Consider the following 18,696-nt stretch of genomic DNA (forward strand, 5'->3'; position numbering starts at 1 on the left):
GTCAGCCCCAGACCGTGCGGTCGAGCCGCGGGCCGTACTCCTCGGGGTGCCAGTCCGTCTCGACGCTGACGAGCCACAGCCCGTCGCGCAGGGTGTGCTCCTCGCGCACTGCCCCGCGCGTCCGGTCGCACACCGTCGCTCCATCACGGGTCCGGCACGCGAACCCGTCCCCCGCCAATGCGGCCTCGGCGATCGTCGCGGCGTCGGCATCGACCTTCGACAGGGTCGTGACGATGCCGCCCGAGTCGAACCGCCACGTGCAGGTCACGAGCACGTCGGGCGCGGCCGCGTCGGCGAACGCCGTCGCCCCGGTCGCGGGAGCGGCCATCGACTGGTTGAGCAGCGATCCCTCCCGCCACGTCAGCTCGTTCCACAGGTCGTCGGAGTACAGCGTGCGGCAGTCCACCGCGCCGCCCTCCGCCGCGGTCTGCGCGGGCGTCCGCTCGGGCGTCGCCTCGGGGCGCGGCGACGTGGCGCCGCGCAGCGTGTCCCCGACCCACGCGACGGCCACGGGCACCATCGGCAGCGCGAGCCACACGAGCGAGGCGACGACCGCGGCGCACAGCATCCCGGCGGGCACGGCGATCCACGGGTTGCGTCCGCCGATCCGCGCCATGGGGCCCCCACCTCCGTCTCCACGGTAAGCCGGAGGGACGGATGCTGCGCCGCGGCGCGCGCGGGGCGTCCGAGGAAGCCGCGGGGGCCCAGCATCCGCTGCTCGTTCCTCCCGACGCGGCGACAGGGGTCGTGTAGGATACTCCGCCGTCCCACAGAGTGCCACCCTCTCTTCACTTCTGCCTTCATGACCGACGGTATTGGTCACGGCGGATCCCCGAGGACCAGCACATCGCCGGTCCGACGCCGCACGTGAGATGGAGGAGGAGCATGTCGACTTACGACACCGATCCGTATGCGACCCAGAGCACGGGTTCGGGCCAGAGCACGGACTCAGGCGACATGAAGGAGCGCGTCGTCGACGGCGCCGCCGAGGCGCAGGCCGGCGCGCAGTACGTCGCCGGAGTGGCCGGTGAGGAAGCCAAGAGCGTGGCCCACGACGCGAAGGACGCTGCGCGCGGGTTCCTCTACGAGGCCCGGACGGAGCTGTCGGACCAGGCGTCGAGCCAGCAGCGCCGCGCCGCGCAGGCACTGCGGAGCACGAGCGACGAGCTGTCCGGGCTGGCGAACGGCACGGCCACGGGCTCGGGCGGAATGGCCACCGACGCCGTCCGCGCTTTCGGCGATCAGACTCGCCGGGTCGCCGACTGGCTGGAGCAGCGCGAGCCGGCCGACGTCGTCTACGAGGTGCGCTCGTTCGCGCGACGGCACACCGGCGCGTTCCTGGCCCTTGCCGTCGGCGTGGGTCTCCTCGCCGGGCGGGTGACGAAGGCGCTCGTGTCGGACGCCCGCGACAACGACCGGAGCACCGACAGGACGCTCGACTACTCGGGTGGCACGCGGCCGGCCCTGGCCACGTCGTCGCCGACGGTCGGCGGCACGGCCGGCGCGGGTTACGGCGGCACGGCTGCGGGCGCCGCGACCGTGGGAACGACGGGCTACGAGGGCGAGACGCCCATCGGCGACGCGCTCGCGGGCGACCCGCTGACGACCGGCGCCGACACCTCGGTCACCGGCGGAGCAGGAGACGAGTGGTCCGCGACGGGAGAGGTACGACGATGACGGACATGCCCACGCCGTCTCAGCAGAAGGCGGCCGAGACCTCGCTGGGCGAGCTGGTAGGCGAGGTCTCGCGTGACCTGTCAGAGCTCATGCGCAAGGAGCTCGAACTCGCGAAGGCCGAGCTCTCGGAGTCTGCCAAGCGGGCCGGTGCAGGCGCCGGGCTCCTCGGCGGGGCGGGATACGCCGGCCTGATGGCCGTGTTCTTCCTGTCCGTCGCACTCTGGTGGGGTCTGGGCGATCTCATCGACAGCCTGGGCTGGTCGGCCGTCATCGTGGCGGTCCTCTGGGCCATCGTGGCCGCGATCCTCTACGCCGTCGGGCGCAAGCGACTGAAGACCGTGCAAGGGGCGCCGAAGACGGTGGAGACCGTCAAGGAGATCCCCGAGGCGCTCAAGAGAAACCAGGAGAACCGATAATGAGCAACGCAGATCAGATCCGCGCCGACATCGAGGTGACGCGGGACGAACTGGGCCGGGACGTCGACGCACTCGCCGACAAGGTCTCGCCCCCGAAGATCATGGAGCGGCAGAAGACGCGCGTCCGGCAGGTGCTCGGCGACGTCAAGGGCCGCGTGATGGGGGTCGCCGACGACATCGGCGACTCGGCCTCCTCGGCCGGCCACACGGTGGGCGACAAGGTCGGCGCCGCGGGCGAGGCGGTCAAGGACCTGCCGCACAAGGCCAAGCGCCAGGCTCAGGGCACACCGCTCGTGGTGGGCCTCCTCGCCGCCGGCGCGGGCTTCCTCGTCGCGAGCCTGATCCCGACGACCGATGCCGAGAAGCGCTGGAGCACCCAGCTGCGCGACCAGGCTCAGCCGCTCGTCGACAAGGCGGTGGACAAGGCGAAGGATGCTGCGCAGGAAGTCGCGCAGAACCTCAAGGAGCCGGCGAAGGACGCCGTCGAACAGGTCAAGGAGTCGGCCGTCTCGTCGGCGGAGACCGTGAAGGACGAGGCGCAGAGCACCGCCGAGCGGGTCAAGGAGAACGTCGCACCGAGCAGCGGCTCGACGGGAACCACGGGAACCACGGGAACGACCGGCACCACCGGCGGCACCGGGCCGACGACGCAGTACTGAGTCGCAGCATCCGTTCCCGCAACGGCGAAGGGCCCTGGCAGAAGCCAGGGCCCTTCGTGCGTTCAGGGTCTCGAAGACCCCGGACTCAGTTGTAGTCGGTGGTGAAACCGTCCGTGGAGAAGCTGTCGAAGTCGACGTAGCTCAGGTCGGCGTCGGTGTACGCGCCGTCCGAGGCGAAGATGCGGTTGGGGTACCGCTCGCTCTTCGCCTCCTCCGTCGCCTCGACCGTGACGTTGCGGTACTTCGCAAGGCCGGTTCCGGCGGGGATGAGCTTTCCGATGATGACGTTCTCCTTGAGGCCGACGAGCGGGTCGCTCTTGCCCTCCATGGCCGCCTGCGTGAGGACGCGGGTGGTCTCCTGGAACGACGCGGCCGACAGCCACGACTCCGTCGCGAGCGACGCCTTCGTGATACCCATCAGCTCGGGGCGACCCGACGCGGGGCGCTTGCCCTCGCCGACCGCCTCGCGGTTGATCTGCTGGTAGCGCTTGAAGTCCACCAGCTCACCCGGCAGCAGCGTGGTGTCGCCGTGGTCGACCACGGTGACCTTGCGCAGCATCTGACGGACGATGACCTCGATGTGCTTGTCGTGGATCGGCACACCCTGCGAGCGGTACACGCCCTGGACGCCGTTGACGAGGTACTTCTGCACCTCGCGGGCGCCCATGACACGCATGACCTCCTTGGGGTCGAGCGTGCCGACCTGGAGAGGCTGACCGACCGTGACGTGCTGACCGTCCTCGACCAGGAGCGTCGCACGCTTCAGGACCGGGTAGACGTGCGGCTCGTCGCCGTTGTCGGGCGTGAGGATGACCTTCTTCGACTTCTCGGTCTCGTCGATCGTGATGCGGCCGTCGGCCTCCGCGATCGGCGACGCGCCCTTCGGGGTGCGGGCCTCGAACAGCTCCTGCACGCGGGGAAGACCCTGCGTGATGTCGTCGGCCGAGGCCGAACCACCCGTGTGGAACGTACGCATCGTCAGCTGCGTGCCGGGCTCACCGATCGACTGGGCCGCGATGATGCCGACGGCCTCGCCGATGTCGACGATCTTCCCGGTCGCGAGCGAACGGCCGTAGCACTTCGCGCACACGCCGACCGCCGAGTCGCAGGTGAGCACCGAGCGCACCTTGATGGACTCGACACCCGCCTCGACGAGCTTGTCGATGAGCACGTCGCCGACGTCCTCACCGGCCGAGGCGACGACCTCGCCCTTCGGGTCGACCGCGTCGGCCGCGAGCGTGCGGGCGAACACCGAGTTCTCGACGTTCGCGTCGCGCACCAGCGCGCCGTCGGCGCCGGGAGCGGCGATGGTGAACTCGAGGCCCTTGGTGGTGCCGCAGTCCTCTTCGCGGATGATGACATCCTGCGAGACGTCCACCAGGCGACGCGTGAGGTAGCCCGAGTCGGCCGTACGGAGGGCCGTGTCGGCCAGACCCTTGCGGGCACCGTGCGTCGCGATGAAGTACTCCGCCACCGACAGACCCTCGCGGTACGAGGAGATGATCGGGCGCGGGATGATCTCACCCTTCGGGTTGTTCACCAGGCCTCGCATACCCGCGATGTTGCGGATCTGCAGCCAGTTACCACGGGCGCCCGACGAGACCATGCGGTTGATGGTGTTGTCGGCCGGGAAGTGGTCGCGCATCGCCTTCTGGACCTCGTCGGTCGCCTCGGTCCAGATCTTGATGAGCTCCTGACGACGCTCGGCGTCGGTGGTGAGACCCTTCTCGAACTGGCCCTGGACCTTCGCGGCCTGCTTCTCGTAGCCGGCGACGATCTCGGCCTTGTTCGGCGGCGTGAGGATGTCGCTCAGCGCCACCGTGACACCCGAGCGGGTGGCCCAGTAGAAGCCGGCGTCCTTGATGCGGTCGAGCGAAGCCGCGACCTCCACCTTCGGGTACTCCTCGGCGAGCTTGTTGACGATCTGCGACAGCTTGCCCTTGTCGGCCTGCTCGCGCACGAACGGGTAGCCCTTGGGGAGCGTGTCGTTGAAGATCGCCTGGCCGAGCGACGCGTCCACGAGGCCGTGGCGCTCGTAGCCCTCGGGGGCTTCGCCCTCGAGGAACGCGAGACCCGGGATGCGGATGCGGACCTTGGCCTGCAGGTCGAGGGTGCCCTCGTCCTTCGCCAGGATCGCCTCGCCGACCGAGCCGAACACGCGGCCCTCACCGGTCGCACCCTCGATGACCGTGGTCAGGTGGTGCAGACCGATGATCATGTCCTGCGAGGGCAGGGTCACCGGGCGGCCGTCCGAGGGCTTCAGGATGTTGTTCGACGCGAGCATCAGGATGCGGGCCTCGGCCTGGGCCTCGACCGACAGCGGCAGGTGCACGGCCATCTGGTCACCGTCGAAGTCCGCGTTGAAGGCGGCGCAGACGAGCGGGTGCAGCTGGATGGCCTTGCCCTCGACGAGCTGCGGCTCGAAGGCCTGGATGCCGAGGCGGTGCAGCGTAGGCGCACGGTTGAGCAGCACGGGACGCTCGCGGATGATCTCCTCGAGCACGTCCCACACCTCGGGACGCGTGCGCTCGACGGCGCGCTTGGCCGCCTTGATGTTCTGCGAGTGACCGAGGTCGATCAGGCGCTTGATCACGAACGGCTTGAACAGCTCGAGCGCCATCTGCTTGGGCAGACCGCACTGGTGGAGCTTGAGCTGCGGACCCACGATGATGACCGAACGGCCCGAGTAGTCCACGCGCTTGCCGAGCAGGTTCTGGCGGAAGCGACCCTGCTTTCCCTTGAGCATGTCGCTCAGGGACTTGAGGGCGCGGTTGCCGGTACCGGTGACGGGGCGACCGCGGCGGCCGTTGTCGAACAGCGCGTCGACGGCCTCCTGCAGCATGCGCTTCTCGTTGTTGACGATGATCTCGGGGGCACCGAGGTCGATCAGGCGACGGAGGCGGTTGTTGCGGTTGATCACGCGACGGTAAAGGTCGTTGAGGTCGGAGGTCGCGAAGCGGCCACCGTCCAGCTGCACCATCGGGCGCAGCTCCGGCGGGATCACCGGAACGACGTCGAGCACCATCGAGGCCGGGCTCATGCCGGTCTGCAGGAACGAGTTGACGACCTTGAGGCGCTTGATCGCACGGATCTTGCGCTGGCCCTTGCCCTCCGAGATCTGCAGGTGCAGGCTGTCGGCCTCGGCCGCCAGGTCGAACGCCTCGAGGCGGCGCTTGATCGACTCCGCGCCCATGTGGGCCTCGAAGTACTGACCGAAGCGGTCCTGGAGCTCGTGGAAGATCTCGTCCTCCCCCTTGAGCTGCCCGACCTCGAGCGTGCGGAAGTCCTCCCACACCTTCTCGAGACGCGTGATCTGGTCGTCCGTACCCTTGCGGATAGCGGCCATCTCCTTCTCGGCGGCGTCCTTGACCTTCTTCTTCTGGTCGGCCTTGGCACCCTCCTCCTCGAGCGCGGCGAGCTCCTCCTCCAGCTTCTGGAGGCGAGCGGCCACACGCGCGTCGCGGCGGTCGGCGAGCGTCTTCAGCTCGAGGCGGATGTTGTTCTCCTGCGTCGAGAGGTCGCGGTGACGCGCCTCCTCGTCGACGGAGATCACCATGTAGGCCGCGAAGTAGATGACCTTCTCGAGGTCCTTCGGCGCCATGTCGAGCAGGTACCCGAGGCGCGAGGGCACGCCCTTGAAGTACCAGATGTGCGTGACGGGCGCGGCGAGCTCGATGTGGCCCATGCGCTCACGGCGGACAGAGGACTTGGTGACCTCGACGCCGCATCGCTCGCAGACGATGCCCTTGAAGCGGACGCGCTTGTACTTGCCGCACGCGCACTCCCAGTCGCGCGAGGGGCCGAAGATCTGCTCGCCGAACAGACCGTCCTTCTCGGGCTTCAGGGTGCGGTAGTTGATGGTCTCGGGCTTCTTGACCTCGCCGTAAGACCAACGACGGATGTCGTCAGCGGTGGCCAGGCCGATGCGAAGCTGATCGAAAGTGGTTGATTCGAGCACTGGTTCTCCTGTGTCGGAAATTCGTTCGTTACCTGGCGCGCTTAGATCTCGTCGATCGACGAGGACTCGAAGCGGCTGGAGATGTTGATGCCGAGCTCTTCAGCTGCGCGGAAGGCGTCGTCGTCCGTGTCGCGGAGGTTGACCGCCGTGCCGTCGGCCGAGAGGACCTCGACGTTCAGGCAGAGCGACTGCATCTCCTTCATGAGCACCTTGAACGACTCGGGGATGCCGGGCTCCTGGATGTTCTCGCCCTTGACGATCGCCTCGTAGACCTTGACGCGGCCGAGGATGTCGTCGGACTTGATCGTGAGCAGCTCCTGGAGCGCGTACGCGGCGCCGTAGGCCTCGAGGGCCCACACCTCCATCTCACCGAAGCGCTGGCCACCGAACTGCGCCTTACCACCGAGCGGCTGCTGGGTGATCATCGAGTACGGGCCCGTCGAGCGCGCGTGGATCTTGTCGTCCACGAGGTGGTGCAGCTTCAGGATGTACATGTAGCCGACGGAGATCGGAGCCGGGAACGGCTCGCCGGAGCGGCCGTCGAACAACTGCGTCTTGCCGGACGAGTCGATCAGGCGCTCGCCGTCGCGGGTCGGGTTCGTCGAGTCGAGCAGACCCGCGATCTCGGCCTCGAACGCGCCGTCGAACACCGGCGTGGCGACCTTGGTGCCCGCCGGGGCCTCGAACGCCTGCTCGGGCAGCTGAGCGGCCCACTCCGGGGTGCCCTCGACCTTCCAGCCCTGCTTGGCGATCCAGCCGAGGTGGAGCTCGAGGACCTGGCCGAAGTTCATTCGACCGGGGATGCCGAGCGGGTTCAGGATGACCTGGACCGGCGTGCCGTCCGCGAGGAACGGCATGTCCTCCACCGGGAGGATCTTCGCGATGACGCCCTTGTTGCCGTGACGACCGGCGAGCTTGTCGCCCTCGGTGATCTTGCGCTTCTGGGCGATGTAGACCACGACGCGGCGGTTGACGCCCGAGCCGAGCTCGTCGTCGCCGTCCTCGGCGTTGAACTCCTTGACCGCGATGATCGTGCCCTGCTCACCGTGGGGCACCTTCAGCGACGTGTCGCGGACCTCGCGGCTCTTCTCGTTGAAGATCGCGCGGAGCAGGCGCTCCTCGGCCGACAGCTCGGTCTCGCCCTTCGGCGTGACCTTGCCGACGAGGATGTCGCCGGGACGCACCTCGGCGCCGATGCGGATGATGCCGCGCTCGTCGAGGTCCTTGAGGAGGTCCGGGCTGACGTTGGGGAGGTCACGCGTGATCTCCTCCTTGCCCAGCTTCGTGTCGCGGGCGTCGACCTCGTACTCCTCGATGTGGATCGAGGAGAGGGTGTCGTCCTTCACCAGGTCCTGGCTGAGGATGATCGCGTCCTCGAAGTTGTGACCCTCCCACGTCATGAACGCGACGAGGAGGTTCTTGCCGAGGGCGAGCTCGCCGTTCTCGGTGGCGGGACCGTCGGCGATGACCTCGCCGGCCTCGACGCGCTCACCGGCCGAGACGACCACGCGCTGGTTGTACGACGTGCCCTGGTTCGAGCGGTCGAACTTGCGCAGGAAGTAGTCCTGGGTGCCGCCCTCGTCGAGCTGCACGGTCACGACGTCGGCCGAGACCTCGACGACGACACCGGCCTTGTCGGCGGTGACGACGTCACCGGCGTCGATCGCGGCGAAGCCCTCCATACCCGTGCCGACCACCGGCGACTCCGAGCGCAGGAGCGGGACGGCCTGACGCTGCATGTTCGCACCCATGAGGGCGCGGTTGGCGTCGTCGTGCTCGAGGAACGGGATGAGCGAGGTCGCCACCGACACCATCTGGCGCGGCGAGACGTCCATGTAGCCGATCTCCTCCGAGTGGAAGAGGTCCACCTCGCCGCCGTTGCCGCGACGGGCGAGGACGCGGTCCTGCGCGAAGCTGCCGTCGGCCTTGAGCTCGACACCGGCCTGGGCGACGATGTAGTCGCTCTCCTCCGAGGCGGTCAGGTAGTCGATCTGGTCGGTGACCTTGCCCTCGACGACACGACGGTACGGCGTCTCGATGAAGCCGAACGCGTTGATGCGCGCGAACGAGGCGAGCGAGCCGATCAGACCGATGTTCGGGCCTTCCGGCGTCTCGATGGGGCACATGCGGCCGTAGTGCGACGGGTGGACGTCGCGGACCTCGACGCCTGCGCGCTCACGCGACAGACCGCCGGGGCCGAGGGCCGAGAGGCGGCGCTTGTGGGTCAGACCCGCGAGCGGGTTGTTCTGGTCCATGAACTGCGAGAGCTGCGACGTTCCGAAGAACTCCTTGATCGCGGCCACGACGGGGCGGACGTTGATCAGGGTCTGCGGCGTGATCGCCTCGATGTCCTGCGTGGTCATGCGCTCGCGGACGACGCGCTCCATGCGCGACAGACCGGTGCGGACCTGGTTCTGGATGAGCTCACCGACCGCGCGGATGCGGCGGTTGCCGAAGTTGTCGATGTCGTCGACGTCGAGGCGGATCTCGGCCGGCTTGCCGCCGCGCACGCCGTCGAACGTGACGTCGCCGCGGTGGAGGCGGACGAGGTACTTGATCGTCGCGACGATGTCGTCGACCGTCAGCACCGAGTCGGTGAGCGGCTTGTCGACACCGAGCTTGTGGTTGATCTTGTACCGGCCGACCTTGGCGAGGTCGTAGCGCTTCGGGTTGAAGTAGAAGTTGTCCAGCAGCGCGCGCGCGGCCTCGGCAGCGACCTGCTCGCCCGGACGGAGCTTGCGGTAGATGTCGCGGAGCGCGTCCTCCTTGGTGAGGATCGTGTCCTTCGAGAGCGTCTCCTCGATCGAGTCGAAGCCGGCGAACTCGGCGAGGATGTCCTCGCTGGTGAGGCCGAGGGCCTTCAGGAAGACGGTGACCGACTGCTTGCGCTTGCGGTCGATGCGGACACCCACCTGGTCGCGCTTGTCGATCTCGAACTCGAGCCAGGCACCGCGCGACGGGATGACGCGCGCCGACACGATGTCCTTGTCGGACGTCTTGTCGGGCGTCTTGTCGAAGTAGACGCCGGGCGAACGGACGAGCTGCGACACGACGACGCGCTCGGTGCCGTTGATGATGAACGTGCCCTTGTCGGTCTGGAGCGGGAAGTCGCCCATGAAGACCGTCTGGGTCTTGATCTCACCGGTCTGGTGGTTCATGAACTCGGCCTCGACGTAGAGCGGGGCCGCGTACGTCTTCCCGCGCTCCTTGCACTCCTCGATGGAGTACTTCTCGGGCTCGAGGTACGGGTTCGTGAACGAGAGCTGCATCGTCTCGCTCAGGTCCTCGATGGGCGAGATCTCCTCGAAGATCTCCTCGAGGCCGCTGACCTCGGGCACGTCGGTGCGGCCGGCGGCCTTCGCGTCGGCGACGCGAGCCTTCCATGCCTCGTTGCCGACGAGCCAGTCGAACGACTCGGTCTGCAGCGCCAGAAGGTCGGGGACCGTCAGCGTGTCGGAGATCTTGGCGAACGAGAGGCGGGAAGCTCCGCGTCCGTTCTTGGGGGTGGTGGGGTTGGATGCGTTGCTCGCAGCAGCCAAGGGGATTACCTCCGTGGGCCCGTAGGGCTCGTTTCCTTGTCGTCAGGTGGAGTGCTCCTCATCCCCGAAACCCGCGCGGCACTCCTCACGTGAACGTGAGGGGGCGCAGGCACAGCCGACCACCATATGAGGGCAGGGGGAATCCAAGAGCGCAAAGACCCATTATACGTCGCACGACGCGCCGTGTCCAGCCGGATTCTTGAAAAGTTCTGGATGCTGCGGTATAACCCGGTGCGGAACACGACGGCCCTCCCCGGCAGACCGGGGAGGGCCGTCGGCGTGGATCGCCTATTCTTCGAAGCCGCCGTTGGGATTGCAGGCCATCCCAGGGCTCGGGACCACGTCCTTCAGTCCGGCGCTCGCGAACATGCCATAGCTCTGGATGCCCTTGTAGCCGTGCTTCTGGTTGCCCCGCTCCGCAAGAGCATCGTCGTCGAAGCCCGGGGGATTCATCTCGACGGTGTCCTCCGTGTCCTGTCCGGAGAACACGCACGCCGAGTGCGCCTTCCCCGGCGCCGGGATGTCGTCCCCGTTGCCGTTCACTTCTCCTGCCATCGCGGCTCCGCCGCTGCCGAGCACCAGCCCGATCGCCACGACCGCGCACGCCAAGGCCTTCTTCATCGATCTTCCCCTCCTCGAGATGACGCCCGAGGCCCCGGTTCGGACGGACTGCGTCCCCGTCGACGCCGTCACCGCCGCAACATACTCCTGCGCACGCCGACGCGGAAGGGAGGTGTCGGAGCACGTCCGGAACCCGGATGGCGCAGGGCACCCGATACATCGATGCACTGAAACCGTGGCGGAATCGCCCAGATCGCGCCAATATATGCACATGACTGGGGTGGAACACCCCGTGATCCGTACGCCCGACCAGCGGATCCGGGTGTTCGTGAGCTCGACCCTGCGCGAGCTCGCGGAAGAACGCGAAGCAGTGCGGTCGGCGATCGAGCGACTCCGGCTCGCGCCCGTGATGTTCGAACTCGGCGCGCGACCCCACCCGCCCCGCGACCTGTACCGCTCCTACCTCGCCCAATCCGACATCTTCATCGGCATCTACGGCGCCAGCTACGGCTGGGTCGCCCCCGACGAGCACGTCTCCGGCCTCGAAGACGAATACAACCTCGCCCCCGCCGGCATGCCCAAACTCATCTACGTCAAAGACACCGACACCCGCGACGAACGACTCACCGCCCTCATCGCCCGCATCCAAGCCGACGACACCGCCGCCTACCTCCACTTCCACAACGCCCAAGACCTCGAAGACCACGTCGCCGGCGACCTCGCCATGCTCCTCGCCGAACGCTTCGACCAGTCGCGGCGCACCGAGCCGGCGACGGCTGCCGAGATCTCGCTCGCCGCACGCGTGCCCGAGCCGTACACCGAGACGATCGGGCGCGAGGGCGAGCTCGCCGAGATCCGGGCCCTGCTGGCCGGCGGCCTCCACCGGGTCGTCAGCCTCATCGGACCGGGCGGCATCGGCAAGAGCCGGCTCGCGATCGAGGCGGCACACGCCAACACCGACCTGTTCCCCGACGGCGTCTACTTCGTGCCGCTCGAGGGCGTGCTCGAGCCGGGACTGCTCCTGCCCACCATCGCGTACATCCTCGGCGTGCGCGATACCGGCGCGGCCACGCTCGAGGAGCGGATCGCGCAGGCCATCGGCGACCGCCACGTGCTGATCGTCCTCGACAACTTCGAGCAGATCGTCGACGAGGCGCCCGTCCTGGTGCGGCTGTACTCGCTGGCGCCGCGCGCGTGCTTCCTGGTGACGAGCCGCATCGTGCTGCGCATCCGCGGCGAGCGCGTGTTCGAGGTCGAGACCCTCGAGACGCCACCGCCCGAGATGCCCGCCACGCTCGCCCAGGCGCAGGCCTCCTCCGCGTGCGTGCTGTTCGCCGAGCGTGCCGCCTCCGCTCTCCCCGGCTTCCGGCTGACGACCGAGAACGCGGCCGACGTCATCGCGATCTGCCGCCGGCTCGACGGACTGCCGCTCGCCATCGAGCTGGCCGCAGCTAAGATCCGGCTGCTCTCGCCGCGCGACGTCGCGGAGCGGCTCGGGCACAGCCTCCCGCTGCTGTCGACGTCGGTGCGGGATCTTCCGGACCGTCATCGCACCATGCGCGCGACGATCGACTGGAGCGTGGGCCTCCTGGCCGCCGAGCAGCGGGCGATGCTCGAGGACCTCGGCGTCTTCGCCGCCCGGTTCAGCCTCGAGTCCGTCGAGGCGGTGGGCGAGAACCGCTCGTGGGGCACCCAGACGATCGAGACGCTCGCCGCGCTGATCGACGCATCGCTGGTGCAGCGCATCGACTCCGGCGGACGGTCGGTGTTCTCGCTCCTGGCGATCGTGCGCGAGTACGCGCTCGAGACGCTCGAGTCCCGCAGGGCGGCGGACGAGATGCGGATCGCGCATGCCGACTACTACCTCGATCTGGTGCACCGGGTCGCGCCGCGGCTGCGCGGCGCCGAGCAGATCGACGCCGTCGCCGAACTGGGGCTCGAGGTGCCGAACCTGCGCGCCGCGGCCCGCCACCTCGTCTCCATGAACCGACTCGACGACGCCGGCGACTTCGCGTGGACGATGCTCCCCTACTGGTGGATCTGCGGGTACTTCGCCGACGTGCGGCTGTGGATGCTGGAACTGCTCGAGAAGCGGATGCCGCTGACCCCGCGCACGCGCGCGATCGCGACGTTCTTCCCGCTGTGGGCGGAGCTGTGGCAGCGCCCGAACGATCAGGCGGTGGAGCGCCTCGGCGAGGTCGTGCGGCTGTTCACCGAGAGCGGCGACGAGCAGGCCGCCGCGATGGCGCTCGCCGCGAAGGCGTCGACCCGGCTGCAGTCCCCCGACCTCGACGAAGAGGTGTTCCTGGCCGAGATCGGCGAGGCGATCGCGACGCTCCGCGACCTCGGCGACAGCTGGGCGGAGTCCCTCGCCGAGACGGTGCTCGGTCAATTCGGCATGCTGCGTCGCGACATCCCGGCAGCCCTCGAGCACCTGGGCCGGGCGGTCGACATCGCGGACGCCGCCGATGACGCGTTCACCCGCGTCGTCGCGGGCAACAACCGCGCGCGTCTGCGCTTCGTGCTGGGCGAGCGGGACGAGGCAGAGGAGGAGTTCCTCTTGACGCTGCTGCTCTCGATCCAGCTGCACTTCGTCGACGGCGCCACTTACGGACTCGAAGGCATGTGTGCGATCGCCGCCTCTCATGGCGACGCGTGGCGCGCCGGCGCCCTGGCGGCCGTGGCGGCGACGATCCGCGAGACGACGGGCATCTACGACATCGAAGGGTTCGCGGTGCACCTCGCGCCGCTGGAGGCCCTGCGGGCCGTCGACCCGGAGAGCGTCGAGGCCGGGGAGCGCGCCGGCAGGGAGATGGGCCTCGCGGAGGCGATCTCGATCGCGCTGCCCGACGCCGACGCGGGCGTCCGCGAGAAGGTCCCCTCGTGGTGATGGGACACGAACGGCCCCCCGTGATCCGTACGCCCGACCAGCGGATCCGGGTGTTCGTGAGCTCGACCCTGCGCGAGCTCGCGGAAGAACGCGAAGCAGTGCGGTCGGCGATCGAGCGACTCCGGCTCGCGCCCGTGATGTTCGAACTCGGCGCGCGACCCCACCCGCCCCGCGACCTGTACCGCTCCTACCTCGCCCAATCCGACATCTTCATCGGCATCTACGGCGCCAGCTACGGCTGGGTCGCCCCCGACGAGCACGTCTCCGGCCTCGAAGACGAATACAACCTCGCCCCCGCCGGCATGCCCAAACTCATCTACGTCAAAGACACCGACACCCGCGACGAACGACTCACCGCCCTCATCGCCCGCATCCAAGCCGACGACACCGCCGCCTACCTCCACTTCCACAACGCCCAAGACCTCGAAGACCACGTCGCCGGCGACCTCGCCATGCTCCTCGCCGAACGCTTCGACGAATCCCGTGCGCCCGACGTGCCCGAGACCGGCGCCGCACCGGCGAGCCTGGTCGGCCGGGTCCCGGTGCCCTACACCACTACGATCGGCCGCGAGGCCGACATCGACGCGGTGCGCACGCTCCTGGCGCGCGGCACGGATCGCGTCGTCAGCCTCATCGGACCGGGCGGCATCGGCAAGAGCCGGCTCGCGATCGAGTCCGCCCTGGCCTCTGGCGACCTGTTCCCCGATGGCGTGTACTTCGTCCTTCTCGAGGGCGTGCTCGAACCGGGGCTGCTGCTGCCGACGATCGCCTACTATCTCGGCATCCGCGACAACGGCGAAGCCGCGCTCGAGGAGCGCATCGCCCACGCCCTCGCGGATCGCCGCGTGCTGATCGTGCTCGACAACTTCGAGCAGATCGTGGATGCCGCACCCGTCCTGGTGCGGCTCTACACCGTCGCGCCGACGGCCACGTTCCTCGTGACGAGCCGCATCGTGCTGCGCATCCGCGGCGAGCGCGTGTACGACGTGGCGCCGCTCACGACGCCCGCCGGCGACGGCCCCGCGAGCCTGGATCGCACCACGCGCTCGTCAGCGGTGTCGCTGTTCGTCGACCGGGCGCGGGCGATCGATCCCCACTTCGATGTGACGCCCGCCAACGCGCGAGATCTCGCGGACATCTGCCGCAGGCTCGAGGGGCTGCCGCTGGCGATCGAGCTCGCCGCCGCGAAGGTCCGGATCCTGAACCCGGCGCAGATCGCGGCCCGCCTCGAGAAGAGCCTGCCCCTGCTGACGGCCGCCGTGCGCGATCTGCCCGAACGGCACCGCACGATGCGGGCGACCATCGACTGGAGCGTGAGCCTCCTTCCGCCCGAGCAGCGGGACCTCCTCGAGGATCTCGGGGTGTTCGCCACGAGGTTCACGCTCGACGCCGTCGAGGCGCTGGGCCCCGGCCGCCCGTGGGGCGGTCACGCGATCGACGCGCTCGCCGCCCTCGCGGACGGCTCGCTCGTGAAGCAGAGCGAGCTCGGCGGGCGGCGGGTGTTCTCGCTGCTCGCGATCGTGCGCGAGTACGCGCTCGGACGCCTCAAGGAGCGTGGCGACGCGGAGCGCGTGCGGCGCGCCCACGCCGACTACTACCGCGGGCTCGTGCAGCACATCGCCCCCGATCTCGGCGGACGCGGGCAGGCCGACGCCGTGGTGCGGCTCGGCCTCGATCTGCCGAACCTCCGCGCGGCGGTGCGCCACCTCGTCTACACGAACCGGCTCGACGATGCCGGCGACTTCGCGTGGTGCCTGCTGATCTACTGGTGGATCTCCGGCTTCTTCGCGGAGGTGCGGGTGTGGATGCTGGAGCTCCTCGAGAAGCAGCACGAGCAGCCGATCACACCGCACACCCGCGCGATCGCATGGTTCTTCGCGCTGTGGGGCGAGATGTGGCAGCGGCCCAGCGAGCAGGTGGTGGCCGGGCTCGGCGAATGCGTCCGCCTGTTCCGCGAGAGCGGCGACGAGGATGCGGCGGCGATGGCGCTCGCCGCCCGCGCGACGGCGCGCGTGCAGTTCTCCCACCTCGACACCGACAGAGCCGAGGCCGAGCTGCGCGAGGCGGTCGTGACGCTGCGGGAGCTCGGCAACACGTGGGCGGAGGCGATCACCGAGGTCTCGCTCGGCAGGCTCGCGTGGGTGCGGGGGTCCACCGACGACGCGCTCGCGCACTTCGACCGCGCCACCTCGGTCGCCGAGTCCCGCGGCGACCGGTTCACGACCTCGGTCGCCGGCAACCTCCGCTCGCGGCTCAACTTCCAGCTCGGCCACATCGACGAGGCAGAGCGCGAGTTCGTGCACACCCTGCTGATCTCGGTCGGACTGCACTACGACGAGGGCGTCGCGTACGGCCTCGAGGGGGTGTGCGCGGTCGCCGCCGCGCACGGCGACGCATGGCGGGCGGCGGCGCTGGCGGTGGCGGCGGGAGAGATCCGTCGACGCATCGGCATCTTCGACGTGGAGGCCTTCACCGTCCACACCCCGTACCTCGAGATCCTCCGCGGCCGCGATCCCCAGAGCGTCGCGGCCGGGGAGCTCGCGGGGGCCGAACTCACCCTCGCCGAGGCGGTGCAGCTGGCGCTCCCCGAGCACGACTTCGAAACCGTCGCCGAGGCGGTGCGCGCCTGGTAGCGGGACGGATGCCGCGGGCCGCGGCATCCGTGCCTCGGAGGTATCAGGACCCGGCGCGGCGCGCTCTGGTGCGGTGAGGCGTGCGCTCGTATGCTGTGCACCGGACTGCACTCCTCGGATCATCAGGTGGCGGTGCTCGTGGGGAACGGGCAGCGGAGCGAGGGGGTCGGGATGACTCTGGTTCCGGATGGGCGGCGCGTCGACGTCGACGCCGACGCCGATGCCCTCGAGGTGCGTCTGGACCCGGCCCCGCCCGGCACCGGCCCCGATCAGACGGGCATCATGCTCCTGGCCGACGCCGTGCTGGAAGCGCGAGCGGACACTGTGGCCACGGTGCGCGTGCACGGGTCCGACGACTTCCACTACGCCGTGATCGTCTCGCGCGACTCGGGGGCGGTGCTGGTCCACCTCGAGCCCGACGGCCACGGGTACTCGGCTCGGATCGCCGTGCGCGGCGGGGAGAGGGTGCACCTCAGCATCGTCGCGAGCGACCTCGAGACGGGGATGGCCGCGCTCGAGGAGAAGGTCGCGCAGGGCGGCATGGGCGCGACCCCCGCGCCGCCCCTGCCTCAGGCCGTCCCGCCGCCCGACCTCAGCGACATCCTCGGTGGGGGCTTCCCCGTCGGAGGGCGATCCGCCGGACTCGCACCGCCGCCGATGGCGGCTCCGGCACCGGCACCCGCGCCCCTCCCGGCGCCCGGGCCTGCGGCGCGGCCGGCCGCGCCGTCGACGGGTGTGGCCGGCGCGGCACCCGTGCCGGCTTTCGTCGACGCGGCGATCCCGTCACGGCTCGTGCAGGAGGTCGAGTTCGAGGCGGTCGTCCGGGTGTCGCTGCAAGACCTCGTCCCGACGGCGGGCACCGCGCACATCAGGGCTCCGGCGAAGTTCGACCCGACGCGCGAGATCGAGGTGGCGGTGCAGCTGCGCGGACTCTCCTTCGCCGAAGGGCAGCCGGCGTCGGTCACCACCACTCTGCCCACCTCTGCCGACGAGCCCCGGCGCCTCGTCTTCCGGCTCGTCCCGCGGGATCCTGGGCGAGGCCACATCACCGTGAAGTTCACGCAGCCGCCGGTGATGGCGACACTCGCCACCCTTGCGCTGAGCGCCCCGATCCTCCCCGCCGATGCGGACGGCGTCGGCACGGGCGATGCGCAGATGGTCGAGGCATCCGTCGCCGTCCCACCCCGCAGCATCGCCGACCTGCCGACGCTGGCGATCGACGAGACCATCGCCGGCGGTGAGAGCGAGCTGGTCATCACCGCGAAGATCGGCGACACCGTGGCGCGCCACACGGCGCACCTGCCCGACAAGGCGGGCTACGTCGAGCAGATCCACACCGATCTCGCGGGCATCCGCTCCGCGTACGAGGAGGAGGCGAAGGCCGACGTCGAGGCGGCCGCCGCGACCGCCCGACGGGAGGTGCGGTCCCTCGGCGCGCGGATCGCGCGGGAGCTCCTCGGCGACGAGGTCAACGCCCTGCTCTGGAACCGGCGACGGCGGATCTCGCAGCTCGTCCTGCAGACGTCGGGAGAGCTCGACATCCCGTGGGAGATCGTGCACCTGGTGCCGGTGGGCAGCCAGCGTCCCGATGCCGACCGGTTCTTCCTCGGCGACCTCGGGCTCATGCGCTGGATGTACGGGACGCCCAGGCCCACGGTCATTCCGATCGATCCCCGCCGCGTCGTCGCGATCGCGCCGAGCTACGTCAACCGGCGTCTGCGCCTTCCGCGCGCTCGCGAAGAGGTCACGATCCTCAAGAAGCTCCTCAAGCGCACTCCGCAGACGGCGGCCGACTCCGCGCAGCTGCGTGCCGCGATCTCGCAGGGCGAGTTCGACCTCCTCCATTTCGCGGGACACGGCAGATGGCGGGACGTGGCGCCGCTGGGCCAGGAGATCGCGTTCGCCCGCTTCTCGCTGCGTCGGAACGACGGCTCCGCCTCCTACACGGACTCGGATGCCCGGCGGGACCTGCCCGAGGCAGGCGGCGGCGAGGCGAGGCCGTCCACGCCGTTCGTGTTCCTGAGCGCGTGCGACGTGGGACGCCTGCGCTCGGGGGCCACCGGACTCGGCGGGTTCGCCGAGGTGTTCCTCCGCGGCGGCGTCGGAGTGTTCATCGGATGCTCCTGGGCTGTACGCGATGACGTCACCGCCGTGTTCGTCCGCACGTTCTACGAGCACGCGCTGCGCGACGGGGCCACCCTCGGCGAGTCCGTCCTGGCGGCGCGCCGCGCCGCGCGCGACGCCGGCGACCTCACCTCGCTCGCCTTCACCGTCTTCGCCGATCCCCGCGCGAAGTTCGAACCCCGATGACCGTCCGGATCCACGCGCACACCACCGCCCACCGCCATCCATCAGCAGACAGG

Annotated in this window: 10 protein-coding genes; 6 read left to right on the forward strand and 4 right to left on the reverse strand. The window is 69.6% G+C overall.

The genetic code is table 11. The features are described 5' to 3' along the window. Window position 1 precedes the first annotated feature (1 nt). Window positions 2-616: a hypothetical protein gene (locus tag MRBLWH7_RS10620; RefSeq protein WP_341994242.1), complete on the reverse strand. Its 615-nt coding sequence runs from the start codon at window positions 614-616 to the stop codon at window positions 2-4. A gap of 269 nt (window positions 617-885) precedes the next feature. Here MRBLWH7_RS10620 and MRBLWH7_RS10625 point away from each other — a divergent pair, with 269 nt between their 5' ends. The 3 genes from MRBLWH7_RS10625 to MRBLWH7_RS10635 are packed head-to-tail and all read left to right on the forward strand — an operon-like array spanning window position 886 to window position 2,752. Next, the gene (locus MRBLWH7_RS10625; RefSeq protein ID WP_341994243.1) at window positions 886-1,677 is read left to right on the forward strand and encodes a hypothetical protein; all 792 of its coding nucleotides are present in this window, start codon (window positions 886-888) and stop codon (window positions 1,675-1,677) included. Further along, a complete protein-coding gene (locus MRBLWH7_RS10630; protein ID WP_341994244.1) occupies window positions 1,674-2,093 on the forward strand; it encodes a phage holin family protein in 420 nt (139 codons plus the stop codon). The genes MRBLWH7_RS10625 and MRBLWH7_RS10630 overlap by 4 nt, the downstream gene beginning before the upstream one ends. Continuing rightward, window positions 2,093-2,752 (forward strand): DUF3618 domain-containing protein, encoded by a 660-nt coding sequence (locus tag MRBLWH7_RS10635; protein WP_341994246.1) that lies wholly within the window; start codon window positions 2,093-2,095, stop codon window positions 2,750-2,752. The genes MRBLWH7_RS10630 and MRBLWH7_RS10635 overlap by 1 nt, the downstream gene beginning before the upstream one ends. Before the next feature lie 85 nt (window positions 2,753-2,837). Here the strand turns inward: MRBLWH7_RS10635 and rpoC are convergent, their stop codons facing one another. The 3 genes from rpoC to MRBLWH7_RS10650 form a co-directional block, all read right to left on the reverse strand. Continuing rightward, window positions 2,838-6,710, reverse strand: coding sequence for a DNA-directed RNA polymerase subunit beta' (gene rpoC, locus MRBLWH7_RS10640; protein ID WP_341994248.1), 3,873 nt, complete (start codon window positions 6,708-6,710; stop codon window positions 2,838-2,840). A 41-nt stretch (window positions 6,711-6,751) separates the two neighbouring features. Next, window positions 6,752-10,249: a DNA-directed RNA polymerase subunit beta gene (locus tag MRBLWH7_RS10645; protein WP_341994249.1), complete on the reverse strand. Its 3,498-nt coding sequence runs from the start codon at window positions 10,247-10,249 to the stop codon at window positions 6,752-6,754. A gap of 288 nt (window positions 10,250-10,537) precedes the next feature. Further along, window positions 10,538-10,942, reverse strand: a complete 405-nt coding sequence (locus MRBLWH7_RS10650) for a hypothetical protein (RefSeq protein ID WP_341994250.1) — start codon at window positions 10,940-10,942, stop codon at window positions 10,538-10,540. Between the two features lie 139 nt (window positions 10,943-11,081). Here MRBLWH7_RS10650 and MRBLWH7_RS10655 point away from each other — a divergent pair, with 139 nt between their 5' ends. The 3 genes from MRBLWH7_RS10655 (at window position 11,082) to MRBLWH7_RS10665 (ending at window position 18,643) form a co-directional block, all read left to right on the forward strand. Next, window positions 11,082-13,700: a DUF4062 domain-containing protein gene (locus tag MRBLWH7_RS10655; RefSeq protein ID WP_341994252.1), complete on the forward strand. Its 2,619-nt coding sequence runs from the start codon at window positions 11,082-11,084 to the stop codon at window positions 13,698-13,700. 20 nt (window positions 13,701-13,720) lie between these two features. Further along, window positions 13,721-16,333, forward strand: coding sequence for a DUF4062 domain-containing protein (locus MRBLWH7_RS10660; protein ID WP_341994254.1), 2,613 nt, complete (start codon window positions 13,721-13,723; stop codon window positions 16,331-16,333). Window positions 16,334-16,504: 171 nt separating this feature from the next. After that, window positions 16,505-18,643 (forward strand): CHAT domain-containing protein, encoded by a 2,139-nt coding sequence (locus MRBLWH7_RS10665; RefSeq protein ID WP_341994256.1) that lies wholly within the window; start codon window positions 16,505-16,507, stop codon window positions 18,641-18,643. Window positions 18,644-18,696: the final 53 nt, after the last annotated feature.

Origin of the sequence: Microbacterium sp. LWH7-1.2, from assembly GCF_038397755.1 — a bacterium.
Classification (GTDB): domain Bacteria; phylum Actinomycetota; class Actinomycetes; order Actinomycetales; family Microbacteriaceae; genus Microbacterium.

What these genes read in the sequence shown, in the direction of transcription:
- MRBLWH7_RS10620 (WP_341994242.1), bottom strand. Translation starts at nt 616, where the DNA reads ATGGCGCGGATCGGCGGACGCAACCCGTGGATCGCCGTGCCCGCCGGG.
- MRBLWH7_RS10625 (WP_341994243.1), top strand. Translation starts at nt 886, where the DNA reads ATGTCGACTTACGACACCGATCCGTATGCGACCCAGAGCACGGGTTCG.
- MRBLWH7_RS10630 (WP_341994244.1), top strand. Translation starts at nt 1,674, where the DNA reads ATGACGGACATGCCCACGCCGTCTCAGCAGAAGGCGGCCGAGACCTCG.
- MRBLWH7_RS10635 (WP_341994246.1), top strand. Translation starts at nt 2,093, where the DNA reads ATGAGCAACGCAGATCAGATCCGCGCCGACATCGAGGTGACGCGGGAC.
- MRBLWH7_RS10655 (WP_341994252.1), top strand. Translation starts at nt 11,082, where the DNA reads ATGACTGGGGTGGAACACCCCGTGATCCGTACGCCCGACCAGCGGATC.
- MRBLWH7_RS10665 (WP_341994256.1), top strand. Translation starts at nt 16,505, where the DNA reads ATGACTCTGGTTCCGGATGGGCGGCGCGTCGACGTCGACGCCGACGCC.